This window comes from Kineococcus deserti (assembly GCF_050871945.1).
Taxonomy (GTDB): Bacteria; Actinomycetota; Actinomycetes; order Actinomycetales; family Kineococcaceae; genus Kineococcus.
This window is the reverse complement of record NZ_JBJLSI010000025.1, coordinates 15,100-31,047: the sequence shown is the minus strand read 5'-3', so window position 1 is coordinate 31,047 and position 15,948 is coordinate 15,100. Positions and strand designations below refer to the sequence as shown.

Sequence of the window (15,948 nt, the reverse complement as noted above, 5' to 3'; positions counted from 1 at the left end):
GAACGTGACGAACGTTCACCCCAACGAGTTGTGATGCTCGTCACTTCCACCGTCCACAGCTACGTGTTGGTCATCGCCCTGCCGAGGTTGCGGGAGGTAGTGTCCGGCGCGGCGGTCCCCCCAGGACCTCCACGCCGCCGCACGGAACCCCCTCAGCTCCGCCGACGCCGCTCCCCGAACACGCACCAGACGATCAGCAGAACCGGGCTCGCGCCCCCGAACGCACTGGACGTACACGACGTGCTCTCCCCGCAGGCCCGCTCCTCCCGCCGCCCGACGACCCGTCGCGCCCGGCTGCGCTCGGCGCTGCTGCTGGCCGCGGCGGCCACCGGCACCGGCTGCCTGACCGTCGGGATCGTGGCCCCGGCCTCCGCCCTGGCCTCGGCGCTCGCCCCCGCGGTGGCGGCGTCCTTCAGCGGCGTGGCCACGGTCGACCCGCCCACGCAGGAGGAGCTCGACGAGGCCCGCCGCCAGGCGGAGGAGTCGCAGGCCCGGGCGAACCAGGCCCAGGCGGACCTGGTCGCAGCGCAGACCCAGCTCGACGCCCTGGCCGCGCAGGCCGGCGCCGCGCTGGAGAGGTACCAGCAGGCCATGGAGGCCAAGCAGGCCGCCGAGACCGAGGAGGCCGCCCAGCGCGAGCGCCTGGCCCAGGCCGAGGCGACGCTGGCGGAGGGCAAGAAGGACCTGGGGCAGTGGGCCTCGCAGGCCTACCGCGGTGGCGGCACGCTGCAGGAGTACTCCGGGCTGGTCTCGGTGCTGCAGGGCGGTCCGACCGACGACACCGCCAGCGCGATGGCGACCGCCAAGCGCATCGGCGACGGCCGCAACAGCGCGGTCGACGAGTACGAGGAAGCCCAGCGCGTCCAGGCCGACGCGACCCAGAAGGCGGCGGCCGCCGCCGCCGAGGCCCGCACCCAGGCCGACATCGCCACGGCCGCCAAGCAGCAGGCCGACGGCCTGGTCGCCCAGCAGAGGACGCAGGTGGAGGCCCTGGCCGTCCTGCAGGCCGCCGCGGCGGGCAGCGCGACCTCCGACTCCCAGCGGGCCGCCAACCTGGCCGCCGCCAAGGCCCAGGCGGACGCCGCGGCCGCCGCGGCCGCCGCCGCAGCAGCCGCCGCCACGGCCTCGGGCGGATCCGCCAGCCGGTACGTCGCCGCGGGCGACTGCAGCACCTCGGGCAACCTGTCCGGCTACGGCAACGGCCTCATCCCGCGCAGCGCGCTGTGCCCGCTGTGGGGAGCACCGAACCACGTCCTGCGCTCGGACGCGGCCAACGCCTTCCAGGCCCTGAGCCAGGCCTACGCGGCCGAGTTCGGTTCTCCGATCTCGATCACCGACTCCTACCGCACGCTGGCCGAGCAGATCGACGTCAAGCAGCGCAAACCCGGCCTGGCCGCCCGCCCGGGCACCAGCCGGCACGGCCTGGGCATCGCGGTCGACCTCGGGGGCGGCATCCAGAACGCCAACTCGGCCCAGCACCAGTGGATGGACCGCAACGCGGCCCTGTACGGCTGGATCAACCCGGCCTGGGCGCAGAACCGCAGTGGTCAGTTCGAGCCGTGGCACTGGGAGTTCACCGGCTGATGGCCCCCCGTCCCGTCCCGCGTCGGTGATCCCCCGACCGCCGGCCCGGCACGCGTTCGGCGCGTGGGAGGGGCCCATCGCGATGGCCCACCGGGGCTTCTGCGCGACCGACGGACTGCGCGGCCTGGAGAACTCGCTGCCCGCCTTCGCCGCAGCGCTGGACCTGGGTTTCACCTATCTCGAGACCGACGTGCGGGCCACGGCGGACGGGGAACTGGTCGCGTTCCACGACGAGCGGCTGGACCGGGTCAGCGACGGGACGGGCGAGCTGGCCGGGCGGACGTGGGCGCAGGTGCGCGACGTCCGCATCGGCGGCCGCGAACCGATCCCCCGCCTGGAGGACGTCCTCGGCTCCTTCCCGCACGCCCGCTTCAACCTCGACGTCAAGACCGAGCGGGCGATCGCGGGGCTGGACGCGGTGCTGCGCCGCACCCGCGCTCACGGGCGGGTGCTGATCACGGCCTTCGGCGAGCGCCGGCGCCGGGCGGCGCTGGCGGCCGTCGGCGGGGCCGAGGCCACCTCGGCCAGCTCGCCCGGGACGGTGCTGGCCCTGGCCGGTGCCTCGCTGGGCGCCCCCGCCCTGGTGCGGTGGGCGCTGCGGGACGTCCTGGCCGTCCAGGTCCCGGTGCGCCGAAGCGGCCTGGAGGTCGTCTCGGCGCGCTTCGTCGACGCCGTCCACCGTGCCGGTGCGCAGGTGCACGTCTGGACGGTCGACGACCCGGTGCAGATGGGCGCCCTGCTCGACCTCGGGGTGGACGGCATCATCACCGACCGCGCCGACGTGCTGAAGGACGTGCTGACCGCTCGTGCGCAGTGGGTGGCGTGAGCCACTCCCCGGGGCGAGCCCGGCGGTCCTGGTACTTCTACGACTGGGCCAACTCCGCGTTCGTCACCACGACCCAGACGGTGCTGTTCGCCCCCTACCTGACGGTCCTGGCCCGCCGTGCGGCCTGTCCGGAGGCTCCCGAGGGCTGCACCCGGCCGCTGTCGGTGCTGGGCCTGCCGGTCGCGCCGGGTTCGCTGGCGCTCTACACGATCACGGTCGCCACGCTGCTGGCGGCGCTGCTGCTGCCCTTCGTCGGCGCGCTGGCCGACCGGACCCGGCACCGGCACCGGCTGCTGGCCTGCTTCGCCTGGGTGGGTGCGGGCGCGGCGACGGCCATGGTGGCCCTGGGCGGGGACCGCTGGTGGCTGGGTGTCCTGCTGGTCCTGGTCGCGGTGGTCAGCCTGATCTGCTCGATGGTCGTCAACGACGCCCTGCTGTGCGAGGTGTCGGCGCCGGAGGAGCGCGACGCGGTCTCCTCGCGCGGCTGGGCGGCCGGGTACCTCGGCGGGTTCCTGCTGCTGGCGCTCAACCTGCTGCTGGTCTCGACTCCGGGCACCTTCGGCCTGGACGAGGAGTGGGCGGTGCGCGTGTCCCTGGCCTCGGCCGGGCTGTGGTGGGGCCTGTTCACCATCGTGCCGGTCGTGGGGCTGCGCCACCTGCCCGCCCGCCCGGTGCTCGACCTCGCCGCCGCGGGGCCCGGCGAGCGGTACTCACCCGCCGCTCCCGTGCGTCAGCTGGTGACGACGCTGCGCGGGCTGCGGCACCACCCGCAGGTGCTGCGGTTCCTGCTGGCCTACCTGGTCTTCAACGACGGCATCCAGACCGTCATCGCGGCCTCCAGCGTCTACGGGCAGGAGGAGCTCGGCTTCAGCTCGGCCCAGCTGCTGACCACCGTCCTGCTGGTGCAGGCCGTCGCCTTCGCCGGCGCCCTCGTCTTCGGCCGGCTCGCGGCGCGGTTCGGGGCCCAGCGCACCATCACCGGCGGTCTGGGCCTGTGGGTCGTGGTGGTCCTGGCGGCCTTCGCCGTGCCGCGCGGGGCGTTCCCGGTGTGGCTGGTGCTGGCCGCGCTCATCGGTCTGGTCCTGGGCGGGACGCAGGCGCTGTCGCGCTCGCTGTTCAGCCGCCTCGTGCCCGTGGGAGCCGAGGCGGAGTACTTCAGCCTCTACCAGGCCGGTGAGCGCGGGACCAGCTGGCTGGGCACGTTGCTGTTCGGTCTCATCGCCCAGCTGACCGGCTCCTACCGTCCGGCGCTGGTCGCGCTGCTCGCGTTCTTCGTGGTCGGGGCGGTCCTGCTGGCCCGGGTGGACGTGCCCGCCGGCGTTCAACAGGCACGGCGTGGAGTAAACCCAGTACGCTGAGTGATCAAGCCCCGCTGGGCACACGACCTCCACAACCCGTCGCGACGGTCGTGGAACAGCGGGGGTCGTCACGGCGTTCAACCATCGAGTCCCTTCCACGCCCCCGGATCACCGGGAGGTCGCCCGTCGGAGGGGACGGTGGGGAGGTCACATGAGCGAGCGCAACCTGCGAGGATCCCGCCTCGGCGGCGCGAGCCTCGAAAGCGAGTCCGGCGTCGAACCAGCCGAGCGCCAGCAGATCACGTACCACTGCCCGAACGGTCACTCCGTGACGGTGCCCATGTCGCTGGAGGCCGACGTGCCTCCGCTGTGGGAGTGCCGTTGCGGAGCCGAGGCGCTGCGTGCCGACACCGATGCCCCCGAGAAGAAGGCGGGCAAGCCGGCGCGAACGCACTGGGACATGCTCCTGGAGCGTCGCACGATCGCCGAGCTCGAGGTGCTGCTCGACGAGAGGCTCGAGCTGCTGCGCAGCCGCGAGCTGATCAAGCGCAGCGCCTGAGCGCAGGCGCCACGGAGCCGGTCCACCCCCGCGGGTGGGCCGGCTCTCGCACGTCCTCAGCGCCCCAGCTCCCGGGGATCCTCGACGACCTCGCCGTCGACGACGTCACCCCCGTGGCCGCCTGCGTGGTCACCCCGCACGACGTCGCCCACGATCACCGTCGTGCCGCCGGCTTCGCGCACCGCGCGCTCGAAGCGCTGCCGCGCCAGCCGCACGAAGACCCGCCGGATCAGCCGTCGCGTCGGCGGGAAGATGCACAGCAGGCCGGCCACGTCGCTGAGGAGCCCGGGCACCACCAGCAGCGCTCCCCCGACACCGGTGAGGACCGCGTTGCCCACCACGCCCGGTTCCTGTCCCGGCACGGGCGCACCGAACGGGACGGACGCCGTCTGGCGGAACGCCTCGACGGCCCGGCGCCCCGCGCGCCGCAGCACCAGCGCCCCGCCGAACGTCTCGACCACCAGCAGCACGAAGACCCAGCCGCCGCCGACGACGTGGCCGAGCTGGACCAGCAGCCAGACCTCGACCACGACGAGCAGCAGCAACCCGACCGGGAGCCACGCCGTCCAGCGGCGGGCCCGGGGGCCGGGCGCCACGGGGAAGCTCACACCACCACCTCGTTCCGGGCGGGAGCGGCCTGACCACCCTGCGGGCTCCGCCGGCTGCCGCGCCGCGCGGTGAGCAGCAGCAGGACGCCGAGGGCCGACAGCGCGATCTCCGGGGCGGCCCCCACGCGGGTCGCGACGGTCTGCGTGGAGCGCAGGGCGACCTGCCCCTGCAGGACGTCCTGGGTGAACAACGACGACTCCTGGTGCGCGGTGCCGTCGGCGTCGATGAGCGCGCTGACGCCGACCGTCGAGATCTGCACGACAGCGCGGCCGGTCTCCACCGCCCGCAGTCGCGACATCGCCAGCTGCTGGACCGCCTCGTCGGAGAAGCCGAAGGTGGCGTTGTTGGTCTGCACGACGAGGAACTGCGCCCCGGCCCGCACCGAGTCGCGCACGGTGTCGTCGAAGGCCACCTCGAAGCAGATGACGTCCCCGACGCGGACCCCGTCCATCTCCAGGAGCCCGACGTGGTCGCCGTGCACGAAGTCGCGGGAGACGAGGTCGACCTTGTCGGAGAAGACGCGGAAGAAGGAGCGGTAGGGCATGTACTCCGCGAAGGGTGCCGGCCGCTGCTTGACGTAGTGCCGGCTGTCGTCGTCACGGGCCCCGTCGATGCCTTCGGCGGGCGTGACGACCAGGCCCGTGTTGGAGACGTACTGCCCGGGGCCGTCCAGGACGGCGCCCACGAGCACGGGCGCGTCGATCGCCCGCGCCGCGGACTCGACGACGGACTCGGCGTCGGCGTTCAGGTAGGGGTCGATGTCGCTGGAGTTCTCCGGCCACAGCACCAGGTCCGGCTGGACGGCCGTCCCGGCGGCGACCTGCGCAGCCAGCTGCCGGGTGGCGCCGGCGTGGTTGTCCAGGACCGCCCGCCGCTCGGCGTTGAACTCCAGTCCCTCGGCCGGGGTGTTGCCCTGCACCGCGGCGATCCGGCGGGTGCCGTCCTCCGCGGCGACCGGGCGCGGGACCAGGGTCCCGGACCAGGTGACCGCCGCCGCCACGAGCAGGCCGACGAGCGCCGGGCGCACCCGCGGGACGCCGCGGGCGGCGCCGGCCGGGGCGGGCATCCGCAGGAGCGCCAGCACCGCCGAGGCGACGAACGCGCCCGCCAGGGCCACCCCGAAGGTGACGGCCGGCGAGCCGCCCAGGGCGGCCAGACCGAGCGTGGGCGCGTCGGCCTGGGAGAAGGCCAGCCGCCCCCACGGGAACCCCTCGAAGGGCATCCGCAGGCGGGCGGCCTCGAGGCCGACCCAGCCGCAGGCCACGGCCAGCGGCCCCAGCCGCCACCGTGCCCGCTGCAACCGGGGCAGCAGGGCGCTGAGCGCGGCGTAGAAGAGCGTGCAGGCGATGGTCAGCGCCGACCACGGCAGCAGGCCCACGTACGTCCCGCTCCAGGACAGGTGCGGGAACATGAACGCGAAACCGAACAGGAAGCCGGCCGCCAGGCCACGGCGGGCACGCACGCCGTGGGTCGCCAGCGTCAGCAGCGCCACGGCCAGGATCGCGGTCGGCCACCAGCCGGCCTCGGAGACCGCCCCGGGGAAGGCCGCCCAGGCGGCGACGCCGCCGAGCGCCGCCAGCAGCAGGCTCGCCGGCAGGTTCACGGGAGCCGGGTCGGCCGGGCGCGCACTCACCACGTGAGCCTAACCGCCGGAGCCGCGCACGAAGTTCCAGGTGCAGGTTCCTGGTCGAGTCCGCGCACCCGTCGTGCCGTCGTGCGCCCCGTCGGCCACGAGGCGCGCGCCGTTGTCTAGGGGCACGCGGACCCGACCACGCCCACTCCGGCCGGACACACGTTCCAGCCGTCGCCGCAGGTGGTGCGACTGCGACGGCGATGGCGCGACATGGCCGGTCGGTCTTCCTGGTCGTGGACTGCACTCGAAAGCTACTCAGCCGTTCCCTGCTGTCAACCGTGCGGTGACCTGCGGAAACGTGCATCGCTCCTGGTCACGGCGCCGTCACAGGCGGTGACCAAGATCGAGTGATCGGCGTGTCGCTCGGCGTGTCGCCCTCGAGAACGCCCTTCTGGACCCGCCCGGGTCAGCGCCGGAGCGCGTCGTGCACCACGACCCCGTCGACCACCGTGCGCCGGCACACCGGAGCCGGAACCCCCGGGGTCAGATCGGGCAGGCCCGGCGTTCCCGAGCGGGCGTCGGTGCTCCAGCCCGACAGGCGGCGGTCCGGCGCCTGCACGACGAGGTCGCCGACGTCCCACACCGCGTACGTCGCCGGCGCCCCGGGCCGCAGCACCCCCGGGTGGCCCTGCCCGGCGAGGCGGTGACCACCCCGGGTGTGGGCCAGGAAGGCCGCCCGCACCGAGATCGCCCGCTCCTCCTGCGGCGGGAAGCCCGCGGCCCGCACCGCCTCCCACGGGGCGAACGGCGTCACGGGCGTGTCCGAGCCGAACGCCAGCGGCACCCCGGCCGCGGCGAAGGCGGCGAACGGGTGGGTACCGCGCACCCGTTCCCCCAGCCGGTGCGCGTAGACGCCGTCGGGCCCGCCCCAGGTCGCGTCGAACGCAGGCTGCACGCTGACCGCGGTGCCCAGCCGCGCGAACGCCGCCACGACGTCGTCCCCGGCGAGCACCGCGTGCTCGACGCGGTGCCCGGCCGAGGCCAGCGCCGGGACACCGAGGTCGGCGGCCACGGCCTCCAGCGCCTCCACCACGACCGCGAGCGCGGCGTCGCCGATGGCGTGGAACGCGGCCTGGACCCCGGCCCGGGTGCACGCGTGCAGGTGGTCGGCCACGGCGGTCGCCTCCAGGTGCAGCGAGCCGCGGTGACCGGGGGCGTCGGCGTAGTCGGCCCGCAACGCCGCCGTCCGCGAGCCCAGGGCCCCGTCGACGGTCAGGTCCCCCCCGAGACCGGCCAGCCGTGCGGTCGTCGCGGCCAGCACCTCGCGGACCTGCTCGGGCGTCCTCACCTGCTCGGCGAGGTAGCCGACGACGTGCGGCAGGGCGTGCGTGGCCGACAGCTCCTGCAGCGCCTCCAGGTCCCCCGGCGGCGCCAGCCAGCGCCCGGACATCTCGTGGACGGTGCCGATCCCCGCGGCGGCCGCGGCCCGCAGCGCGCTCAGGCGGGCCTCCCGCGCCGCCGAGGGGGTCAGCGCGGCCCAGCGGGCGTCCAGCGCCGCGTGGTGGGCCTGGGTGCGGACCCAGCCGTCCTCCTCCCAGCCCGCCAGCTCCCGCAATCCGGCCGCCTGGGCCAGGGAGGAGCTGACCAGGGCGCTGTGCCCGTCGATGCGGGAGAGCACCACCGGCGCCCCGCCGGCGGCCCGGTCCAGCTCCGCGCGGGTCGGCACCGGCCCCGGCCAGCCGGACTCGTCCCAGCCGAAGCCGGCGAGCAGTTCACCGGGGAGGGCCCGCGCGGCGACGGCGTCGAGGAGCTCGGCCGCGCTGGAGACCGTGCGCAGGTCCAGGCCCGTCTCGCGCAGCCCGGTCTCGGTCAGGTGGGTGTGGGCGTCCACGAACGCGGGCGTGACGAGCCGGCCCTGCAGGTCGACGACCTCGTCGCCCTCGCGCGTCCAGGCGCCGGCCGCCTCGTCCGGCCCCACCCAGGCGATGCTCGCCCCCTCCACGAGCACGGCCGTCGCGAAGGGGTCGGCGGGTGAGTAGACGGCCCCGTTGCGGTAGAGCCGTCGGGTCGGTCGGGCGGAAGGGTCGGAGGGGTCCACGCGGGGCAGCGTAGGAGCCCCGCGCGGACCGACCGGATCAGGCCCCGGCGGTCGCCTCGGTGCCCGTGGCGCCCATCAGGCCGGACATGTCCGTCACGGACGCCGGGTCCGGTGCGGCGACGGAGACGTCGCTGCCCCAGTCGTAGAAGTCCATGGACACGTTCATCGCCGCGCCCTCGACGTTCAGCTGCTGGGTGATGCGGACCGGGCGGTTCTCGTCGTCGACGTAGAGCGTGAACGGGATGGTCCCGATCTGCTCGGCCGCCTGACGGGCCTCCTCGGTCTGCTGCTCGGCCGGCGCCAGCTCCAGCGCCTCCACCGCGTCGATCGTGCCGGCGTAGCCCTGGGCCTGCACGCCGCGGATCGTCTGCGGTTCGACCTCCCGCACGTCGTCGGCCACGGCCTTCAGCTGCTCGAGCTGCTTGGCCGGGTCCATCGAGGACGTGTCCACCCCGGTGGCGCCCATGGCGTCCAGCGGCATCCGCACCCACTGGCCCTCACCGGTCAGCGGCGCCCCCGACAGGTACGCCACGTCGTCGACCACGCGGACGGTCAGGTTCGTCCCACCGGCCTCGGCGGGCAGCGCCATCGTCATCTCGAACGCCCCGGTCTCGGCGTCGAACGCACCGTCGCCGGTGACGTTCACCGTCTGGCCCTCGCCGGTGCCGTCCATCGTGAAGGCGAACTTCGCGCTGCCGGCCTCCTGGGAGGTCTCGGCCGACGCCTGGACCACCTGGAAGGCGGTGAGCTCGGTCGCCGGCGAGGACGTCGCCGCCGTCGAGGACGGGTTCGAGGAGGCGGAGTCGTCCCCACCGCCGCAGGCCCCGAGGCCGAGGGCCAGGACGGCTGCCCCGCTCGCGGCCAGGGCGCCGATCCGTCGACGGCGACGGGTGGTCCGGGTGCTCGTGGTCATCGCGTTTCCCCCTGTGGCTGTTCGAGGCCTTGCTGTGAGCTCTGTTCCCACTGTCACAGGATGCGCTGTCTCCCGCCCGCCCGGGTCACCCGTCCGGAGCCTCTTGACGAACCGTCCGGATGACCTCCACACCTGCGAGGATCCTCCGCATGCCGCGACCGGACCGCCTGATGCTCCTGGACTCCGCCTCCCTGTACTTCCGGGCCTTCCACGGCGTTCCCGACTCGCTCACGGCGCCCGACGGGACGCCCGTCAACGCCGTCCGCGGATTCCTCGACGCCATCGCCTTCCTCGTCACCACCCACCGCCCCACGCGGCTCGTGGCCTGCTGGGACGACGACTGGCGCCCGCGGTTCCGCGTCGACGCGCTGCCGTCCTACAAGGCCCACCGCGTCGCCCCCGACGGCGGCGAGGAGGCCCCCGACCTGCTGCTGCCCCAGGTCGACGTCATCGTCGACGTGCTCGCCGCGCTGGGCATCGCCCGCGTCGGCGCCCCCGGCTACGAGGCCGACGACGTCATGGCCACCCTCGCCGTCCGCCAGAGCACCACCACGAAGGCGCCCGTCGACGTCGTCACCGGCGACCGCGACCTGTTCCAGCTCGTCGACGACGACGCCGGCATCCGCGTCCTGTACTGCGGCAAGGGCGTTCGCAAGGCCGAGGCCGTCACCCAGCAGTGGTTGCTGGCCAGGTACGGCGTCGCCACCGGCCAGGGCTACGCCGACATGGCCGTCCTGCGCGGCGACCCCTCCGACGGCCTGCCCGGTGTCGCGGGCATCGGCGAGAAGACCGCCGCCGCCCTCGTCACCCGCTACGGCGACCTGGCCGGCCTCCTCGCCGCCGCCCAGGACCCCTCGACCGGGCTGTCCCCCGGCCAGCGTCGCAAACTGCTGGAGGCCGCCGACTACCTCGCCGCCGCCCCCGTGGTCGTCCAGACCGCCCGCGACGTCCCCCTGCCCGAGTTCGACGATTCCCTCCCCCGCACGCCCGCCGACCTGGATGCTCTGGGGGAACTGGTGCACCGCTGGGGTGTGCAGTCCAGCGTGGAACGGGTCCTGACGGCGTTCGTCGACGCCGCGGGTTGAGGAGGCGACGGTGCGGACGATCGGCATGCTCGGCGGGATGAGCTGGGAGTCGACGGCGGAGTACTACCGGCTGGTGAACACGTCCGTGCGCGAACGGCTCGGCGGCGTGCACTCGGCACGCGTCCTGATCGACTCCCTCGACTTCGCCGACGTCGAGGTCCTGCAGTCCACCGGTCGGTGGCCGGAGGCGGGCGAACTGCTGGCCGGGCGGGCCGCGGCGTTGCAGCGGGCCGGCGCAGAGGTCCTGCTGCTGTGCACCAACACGATGCACGAGGTCATCGCCGCCGTGGAGCAGGCCGTGGACGTCCCGGTCCTGCACATCGCCGACGTCACCGCCGCGGCCGTCCGGGCGGCCGGGCTGTCCCGCATCGCCCTGCTGGGCACCCGGTTCACGATGGAACGTCCCTTCTACCGCGACCGTCTCGCCGGCCACGGCCTGGAGGTCCTCGTCCCCGACGAGGCCGACCGCGCCACCGTCCACGACGTCATCTACGACGAACTCGTCCGGGGGGTGGTCACCGAGACCTCCCGCGCGGCCTACCGCGACGTCATCGCGCGGCTCGTGGCGCGCGGCGCCACCGGGATCGTCCTGGGGTGCACCGAGATCGAGCTGCTGGTCGGGCCGGCCGACAGTCCCGTCCCGGTGTTCCCGACCACCCGGCTGCACACCGAGGCCGCCGTCGACTTCGCCCTCGCCGACGGGTGACGGCCCCGGCCCACCCCCAGGGCGCCCGTCAGTCCTCCGTCAGCTCTCCGTGAGCGACGTGTGGGCCACCACGCCGCGGCGCACCACGTCGACGGCGTCCCGGGCCGCCCGGCGGACGGCGGGGTCGGTGGAGGCGGACCCGACCTGGTCCAGCAGGTCCACCAGCTGCTTGCAGCGCCGGACGAAGTCGCCGGCGGCGAGGTCGGCCTCGCGCAGCACCTCGTCGAGGCGGTGACCGCTGGCCCAGCGGTGCACGGCCCAGGCCAGCCCCGGGTCGGGCTCGCGGGTCATCGGCACCTTGTGGTGGTCCTCGCGGTCGGTGAGGTCGCTCCACAACCGGTGGGTGGTGGCGATGGCGGCCTCGGCGCGGCGCGGTATCCGGTCGGTCCGGCCGCCCTCGTCACGACGGGACTCGTGGATCAGTGTCGAGACCGCCGCGGCCAGGTCGGCCGGCGACAACCCCTCCCAGGCGTCGTGACGCAGGCACTGGGCGACCAGCAGGTCGGTCTCGGCGTTGATGCGCCGCAACGTGCGCCCGGCGTCGGTGACGGCCTGCCCGTCGGCGGTGAGGTACCCGAGTTCGGCCAGCAGGTCGCAGACCCGGTCGAAGGTGCGGGCGATCGTCCCGGTCCGGCCCTCGATCTTGCGCTGCAGCCCCTGGGTGTCGCGCCGCAGCTTCTCCTCGCGCACGGCCCAGCGGGCGTGTTCCTCGCGGTCGGCGCAGCCGTGGCAGGGGTGCGCGCGCAGCCGTTCGCGCAGGTTCGCCAGTTCGGCGTCCTCGGCGGCCACGGACTGCCGGCGCCGGGGCGGGACGTCGCCGCCGCCGATCTCGGCGAGGGCGTTGCGCAGCGAGGACGCCAGGTCACGACGTTCCTGCGGGGAGCGCCAGTTGAAGTTCTTCGGGATCCGCACCCGGGTGAGGGGTTCCACCGCCCCGGTGAAGTCCTCGGCGTCGATGGTCCGCACCTGCCGGTCCTGGGACAGGATCCGCGGTGAGGGGCCGTCGAAACCCTTGCCGGGCACGAGGTCCAGCACGACGCCGAAGTTCGTGCGGCGCCCGCCCGGCAGTCTCACCACGTCCCCGCGGGACAGGTTGTCGATGGTGTCGCGGGCCTGCGCGCGGCGGACGGCGGCCCCGGCGCGGGACAGTTCCTTCTCCCGGTCGGTGATGGCCTGCCGCAGCGCGAAGTACTCGCGGAAGTCGCCGAGGTGGCAGGTCATCGCCTCGACGTAACCGCGCAGCGCCTCCTGCTGGTTCTTGATCTGCTGGGCCTGCCCGACGACGGCGCGGTCGGCCTGGAACTGCGCGAAGGAGGTCTCCAGGATGTCCCGGGCACGTTCCCGGCCGACCTGCTCGACGAGGTTGACGGCCATGTTGTACGTCGGGCGGAAGCTGGAGCGCAGCGGCCAGGTGCGGCGCGAGGCGAGCCCGGCGACGGCCTCGGGGTCGGTGGTGTTCGACCACAGGACGACGGCGTGGCCCTCGACGTCGATGCCGCGCCGGCCGGCGCGACCGGTCAGCTGGGTGTACTCCCCCGGCGTGACGTCGACGTGGGTCTGCCCGTTCCACTTCACCAGGCGTTCCAGCACGACCGAGCGGGCCGGCATGTTGACCCCCAGCGCCAGCGTCTCGGTGGCGAAGACGGCCTTGACCAGGCCCAGGGCGAACAGGTGCTCGACGGTCTCCTTGAACACCGGCAGCAGACCGGCGTGGTGGGCGGCCAGGCCGCGTTCGAGGCCCTCCAGCCACTCCCAGTACCCCAGCACGGCGAGGTCGGAGCTCGGGATCTCCGCGCACCGCTCCTCGGCGATCGCCCGGATGGTGCGCGCCTCCTCCGGAGTCGTCAGCCGCAGACCCCACGCGGTGCACTGCCCGACGGCGGCGTCGCAGCCGGCGCGGCTGAAGATGAAGGTGATCGCCGGCAGCAGCCCGGCCGCGTCGAGCGTGTCGAGGATCTGGGCGCGCGAGGCGGGGCGCGGGCCGCCGCCCGGCCCCGGGCCACGCTGGCCCGGACGCGGCTGCCCCCGCCGGCGGCCCTTGCCGCCGGCCACCGCGAGCCGGTCGGTGCGCAGCTGCTGCCGGGACATCGCGACGAGTTCGGGGTTGACGATGGCGCCCGGCACGAGCGAGCCCTCGTCGCCCTCCAGCGGATCTCCGTCGGGGTCGGTGAACAGGTCGTACAGCCGGGTTCCCACGGCCAGGTGCTGCCACAGCGGCACCGGCCGGTGCTCGGAGACGACCACCTCGGTGTCCCCGCGGACGGTGTCCAGCCAGGCGCCGAACTCCTCGGCGTTGCTGACGGTCGCCGACAGCGAGACGACGAGGACGTCGGCGGGCAGGTGGATGATCACCTCCTCCCACACCGCCCCGCGGGAGCGGTCGGCGAGGTAGTGGACCTCGTCCATGACGACGTAGCCGAGACCGTCCAGCAGCGGGGACCCGGCGTAGAGCATGTTGCGCAGCACCTCGGTCGTCATGACGACGACGGGTGCCTCCCCGTTGACGGAGTTGTCGCCCGTGAGCAGGCCGACCGAGGCCGCGCCGTGCCGTTCGACGAGCTCGGCGTACTTCTGGTTCGACAGCGCCTTGATGGGTGTGGTGTAGAAGGCCTTGCGGTGGGTCCGCAGGGCCAGGTGCGCTGCGAACTCCCCCACGACCGTCTTGCCGGCTCCGGTGGGGGCGGCGACCAGGACGCCACGACCGGATTCGAGGGCTTGGCACGCCTGCAGCTGGAAGCCGTCGAGGTCGAAGCCCAGAGTGTTCGCGAACTGCGCGAGCTCGGTCCGGGCTTCTTCGGTGCGACGGCGCGCTGCCGCGTAGCGTTCCGCGGGGCTCGCCATGCTGGCGACAGTACGTCAGTCGGGTCCTCGGTGCTCCCCCGACCCTGCCCGGGCGGTCGCGGCCGGCCTCAGACCAGGACGCGCAAGGCCCCGGGAACGGCCTCGCAGGTGATCGGCAGGTCGCCGATCGGCTCGCCGTCGGCGTGCGGCCGGGGGCGGCGGGGGTTCCCGTCGAGACTCTCCAGGGTCACCGAGCGCGCCCGGTGGACGTGCACGGCGGGGTGGTCGAGGTGCCGGCCGCGGCGGACCTGCGGCAGCAGGCGCAGCGCGGCGACCGGCGGCAGCGCGTCCACGACGACGACCTCGAGCAGCCCGTCGGACGGGTCGGCGTGGGGCGCCATCTGCATCCCGCCGCCGTAGCAGCGCGTGTTGGCCACCGCCACGAGCAGGCAGTCGCGTTCGAAGGACGTCCCGTCGAGGGTGACCCGCACGCCGACCCCGCGGACGACGGCGAGCTCGCGCAACGCGGCCAGGGTGTACCGGGCCGGCCCCTTGGGCCAGGGCCAGGAGTTCGCCCGCTCGTTGACGAGGGCGTCCACGCCCGAGGCCAGGATGCTGGCGTACCAGTCGGTGCCGGAGCCGGTGCTGACGTGGACGGCGTCGACCGCACGGTGCCGGCCCGCGCGCAGGGCCTCGGCGACGGCCTCGGCCGAACGGACCGGGTCGCCCAGCGGCAGGTCGAGCCCCCGGGCGATGTCGTTGCCGGTGCCGGCCGGGACGATCCCGAGCGCGGTGTCCGTGCCGGCGACGGCCTGGACGCCGGCGTGGATCATGCCGTCGCCACCGACGACGACGAGGGCCTCGAGGTCTGCGGCCTGCTCGCGCGCGGCGCGGGCGGCGCTGGCGAACTCGAGGCCGGAAAGGTCGGTGACCTCGTGGCCGCGACGGCGCAGCGTGTCCAGGACGTGGGTCCCCGCTCTGCGACCTGCCCCGCGACCCGCCGTCGGGTTCACGAGGAGGCCGACGCGACCCGGTGTGCTCACCGGGTCAGATCGCGCTGGCTTCGTCGTCGGACAGGTCGCCGTAGTCCGGCTCGTCGGAGTTCTTGCCGCGGCGACGGTCGTTCAGGACGCAGACGACCATCGCGATGCCGAACAGGACCAGCAACGGCAGGGCCAGCAGCAGCATGGTCGTGATGTCGGACGTCGGCGTCACGAGGGCCGAGAACAGGAAGCTCAGGAAGACGCTGATGCGCCACTGCTTCACGATCTGGCGACCGGAGACGAGGTGCGCGAAGTTCAGGCCGACCAGGACGACCGGCAGCAGGAAGCCCAGACCGAAGGCCAGGATGATGCGCATGCAGAAGCTGAGGTAGATCTGCGCGTCGATGACGTTCGATCCGTCCTCGGGGGTGAACCCGATGAGGAAGTCCATCGCGTTCGGCAGGACCGAGTAGGCGATGACGGCACCGGCCAGGAACAGCGGCACCGCTGCCGAGATGAAGCCGATGGCGTAGCGCCGCTCGCGCTTGGTCAGACCGGGGGTGATGAACGCCCAGAACTGCCACAGCCAGAAGGGGCTGGAGACGAGGACGCCGACCCAGATGGCGCCCTTGATGGCGAAGTCGAAGGCGGAACCGACCTGGCCGAAGTTGATGCTGACCAGCGAGCCGCGTTCTTCGGCGGCCTGGATGATCGGGTCCTGGATCATCCCGAAGATGCCGCCGCTGAACGACGGGACGCCCCAGAACGGCTGGCTCCAGCCGCGCCAGAGGAACCAGCCCAGGATGCTCCCGAGGATGAGGAAGATCCCCGCCTTGACCGCACGGTTGCGCAGCTCCCTCAGGTGGTCCATGAGGGGCATGCGCCCCTCGGGGTCCTTGGGGTTGCGTCGACGGACGGTGGTCACGGCCATGG

13 protein-coding genes are annotated in these 15,948 nt (G+C 74.1%); 6 read left to right on the top strand and 7 right to left on the bottom strand.

Translation table 11 applies throughout. The features are described from left to right. The first annotated feature begins 240 nt into the window (after positions 1 to 240). The 4 genes from ACRYR2_RS17615 (at position 241) to ACRYR2_RS17600 (ending at position 4,267) form a co-directional block, all read left to right on the top strand. Complete coding sequence (locus ACRYR2_RS17615) at positions 241 to 1,584, top strand: D-alanyl-D-alanine carboxypeptidase family protein (RefSeq protein WP_432564200.1); 1,344 nt, start codon at positions 241 to 243, stop codon at positions 1,582 to 1,584. A gap of 25 nt (positions 1,585 to 1,609) precedes the next feature. Continuing rightward, positions 1,610 to 2,410 carry a glycerophosphodiester phosphodiesterase family protein gene (locus ACRYR2_RS17610; RefSeq protein WP_432564199.1) on the top strand — a complete coding sequence of 267 codons (801 nt, stop codon included), beginning with the start codon at positions 1,610 to 1,612 and terminating at the stop codon, positions 2,408 to 2,410. Next, positions 2,407 to 3,768 carry an MFS transporter gene (locus ACRYR2_RS17605; protein ID WP_432564198.1) on the top strand — a complete coding sequence of 454 codons (1,362 nt, stop codon included), beginning with the start codon at positions 2,407 to 2,409 and terminating at the stop codon, positions 3,766 to 3,768. The genes ACRYR2_RS17610 and ACRYR2_RS17605 overlap by 4 nt, the downstream gene beginning before the upstream one ends. 151 nt (positions 3,769 to 3,919) lie before the next feature. Beyond that, positions 3,920 to 4,267, top strand: a complete 348-nt coding sequence (locus ACRYR2_RS17600; protein ID WP_432564197.1) for an RNA polymerase-binding protein RbpA — start codon at positions 3,920 to 3,922, stop codon at positions 4,265 to 4,267. 56 nt (positions 4,268 to 4,323) lie between these two features. On the opposite strand, the gene ACRYR2_RS17595 is transcribed toward ACRYR2_RS17600, so the two are convergent. The 4 genes from ACRYR2_RS17595 to ACRYR2_RS17580 form a co-directional block, all read right to left on the bottom strand. Continuing rightward, on the bottom strand, positions 4,324 to 4,875 hold the full coding sequence (locus ACRYR2_RS17595) for an FxsA family protein (protein ID WP_432564196.1): 552 nt from the start codon (positions 4,873 to 4,875) through the stop codon (positions 4,324 to 4,326). Further along, a complete protein-coding gene (gene lnt / locus ACRYR2_RS17590; RefSeq protein ID WP_432564195.1) occupies positions 4,872 to 6,509 on the bottom strand; it encodes an apolipoprotein N-acyltransferase in 1,638 nt (545 codons plus the stop codon). The genes ACRYR2_RS17595 and lnt overlap by 4 nt, the downstream gene beginning before the upstream one ends. 406 nt (positions 6,510 to 6,915) lie before the next feature. Then, complete coding sequence (locus ACRYR2_RS17585) at positions 6,916 to 8,547, bottom strand: amidohydrolase (protein ID WP_432564194.1); 1,632 nt, start codon at positions 8,545 to 8,547, stop codon at positions 6,916 to 6,918. A 37-nt stretch (positions 8,548 to 8,584) separates the two neighbouring features. After that, positions 8,585 to 9,460 (bottom strand): DUF6612 family protein, encoded by an 876-nt coding sequence (locus tag ACRYR2_RS17580; protein ID WP_432564193.1) that lies wholly within the window; start codon positions 9,458 to 9,460, stop codon positions 8,585 to 8,587. Between the two features lie 149 nt (positions 9,461 to 9,609). On the opposite strand from ACRYR2_RS17580, the gene ACRYR2_RS17575 reads away from it, so the two are divergent. Next, positions 9,610 to 10,545: a 5'-3' exonuclease gene (locus tag ACRYR2_RS17575; RefSeq protein WP_432564192.1), complete on the top strand. Its 936-nt coding sequence runs from the start codon at positions 9,610 to 9,612 to the stop codon at positions 10,543 to 10,545. Between the two features lie 10 nt (positions 10,546 to 10,555). Next, entirely contained in the window at positions 10,556 to 11,251 is a 696-nt protein-coding gene (locus ACRYR2_RS17570) for an aspartate/glutamate racemase family protein (protein WP_432564191.1), read from the top strand. Between the two features lie 39 nt (positions 11,252 to 11,290). On the opposite strand, the gene ACRYR2_RS17565 is transcribed toward ACRYR2_RS17570, so the two are convergent. The 3 genes from ACRYR2_RS17565 to tatC form a co-directional block, all read right to left on the bottom strand. Further along, positions 11,291 to 14,092 carry a DEAD/DEAH box helicase gene (locus ACRYR2_RS17565; RefSeq protein ID WP_432564190.1) on the bottom strand — a complete coding sequence of 934 codons (2,802 nt, stop codon included), beginning with the start codon at positions 14,090 to 14,092 and terminating at the stop codon, positions 11,291 to 11,293. A 68-nt stretch (positions 14,093 to 14,160) separates the two neighbouring features. Next, positions 14,161 to 15,075: a diacylglycerol/lipid kinase family protein gene (locus tag ACRYR2_RS17560; protein WP_432564189.1), complete on the bottom strand. Its 915-nt coding sequence runs from the start codon at positions 15,073 to 15,075 to the stop codon at positions 14,161 to 14,163. A 4-nt stretch (positions 15,076 to 15,079) separates the two neighbouring features. After that, entirely contained in the window at positions 15,080 to 15,946 is an 867-nt protein-coding gene (gene tatC, locus ACRYR2_RS17555; protein WP_432564188.1) for a twin-arginine translocase subunit TatC, read from the bottom strand. Positions 15,947 to 15,948: the final 2 nt, after the last annotated feature.

Coding starts and splice junctions, on each gene's coding strand:
- ACRYR2_RS17575 (WP_432564192.1), top strand. CDS start 9,610: ATGCCGCGACCGGACCGCCTGATGCTCCTGGACTCCGCCTCCCTGTAC.
- ACRYR2_RS17565 (WP_432564190.1), bottom strand. CDS start 14,092: ATGGCGAGCCCCGCGGAACGCTACGCGGCAGCGCGCCGTCGCACCGAA.
- ACRYR2_RS17600 (WP_432564197.1), top strand. CDS start 3,920: ATGAGCGAGCGCAACCTGCGAGGATCCCGCCTCGGCGGCGCGAGCCTC.
- tatC (WP_432564188.1), bottom strand. CDS start 15,946: ATGGCCGTGACCACCGTCCGTCGACGCAACCCCAAGGACCCCGAGGGG.
- ACRYR2_RS17580 (WP_432564193.1), bottom strand. CDS start 9,460: ATGACCACGAGCACCCGGACCACCCGTCGCCGTCGACGGATCGGCGCC.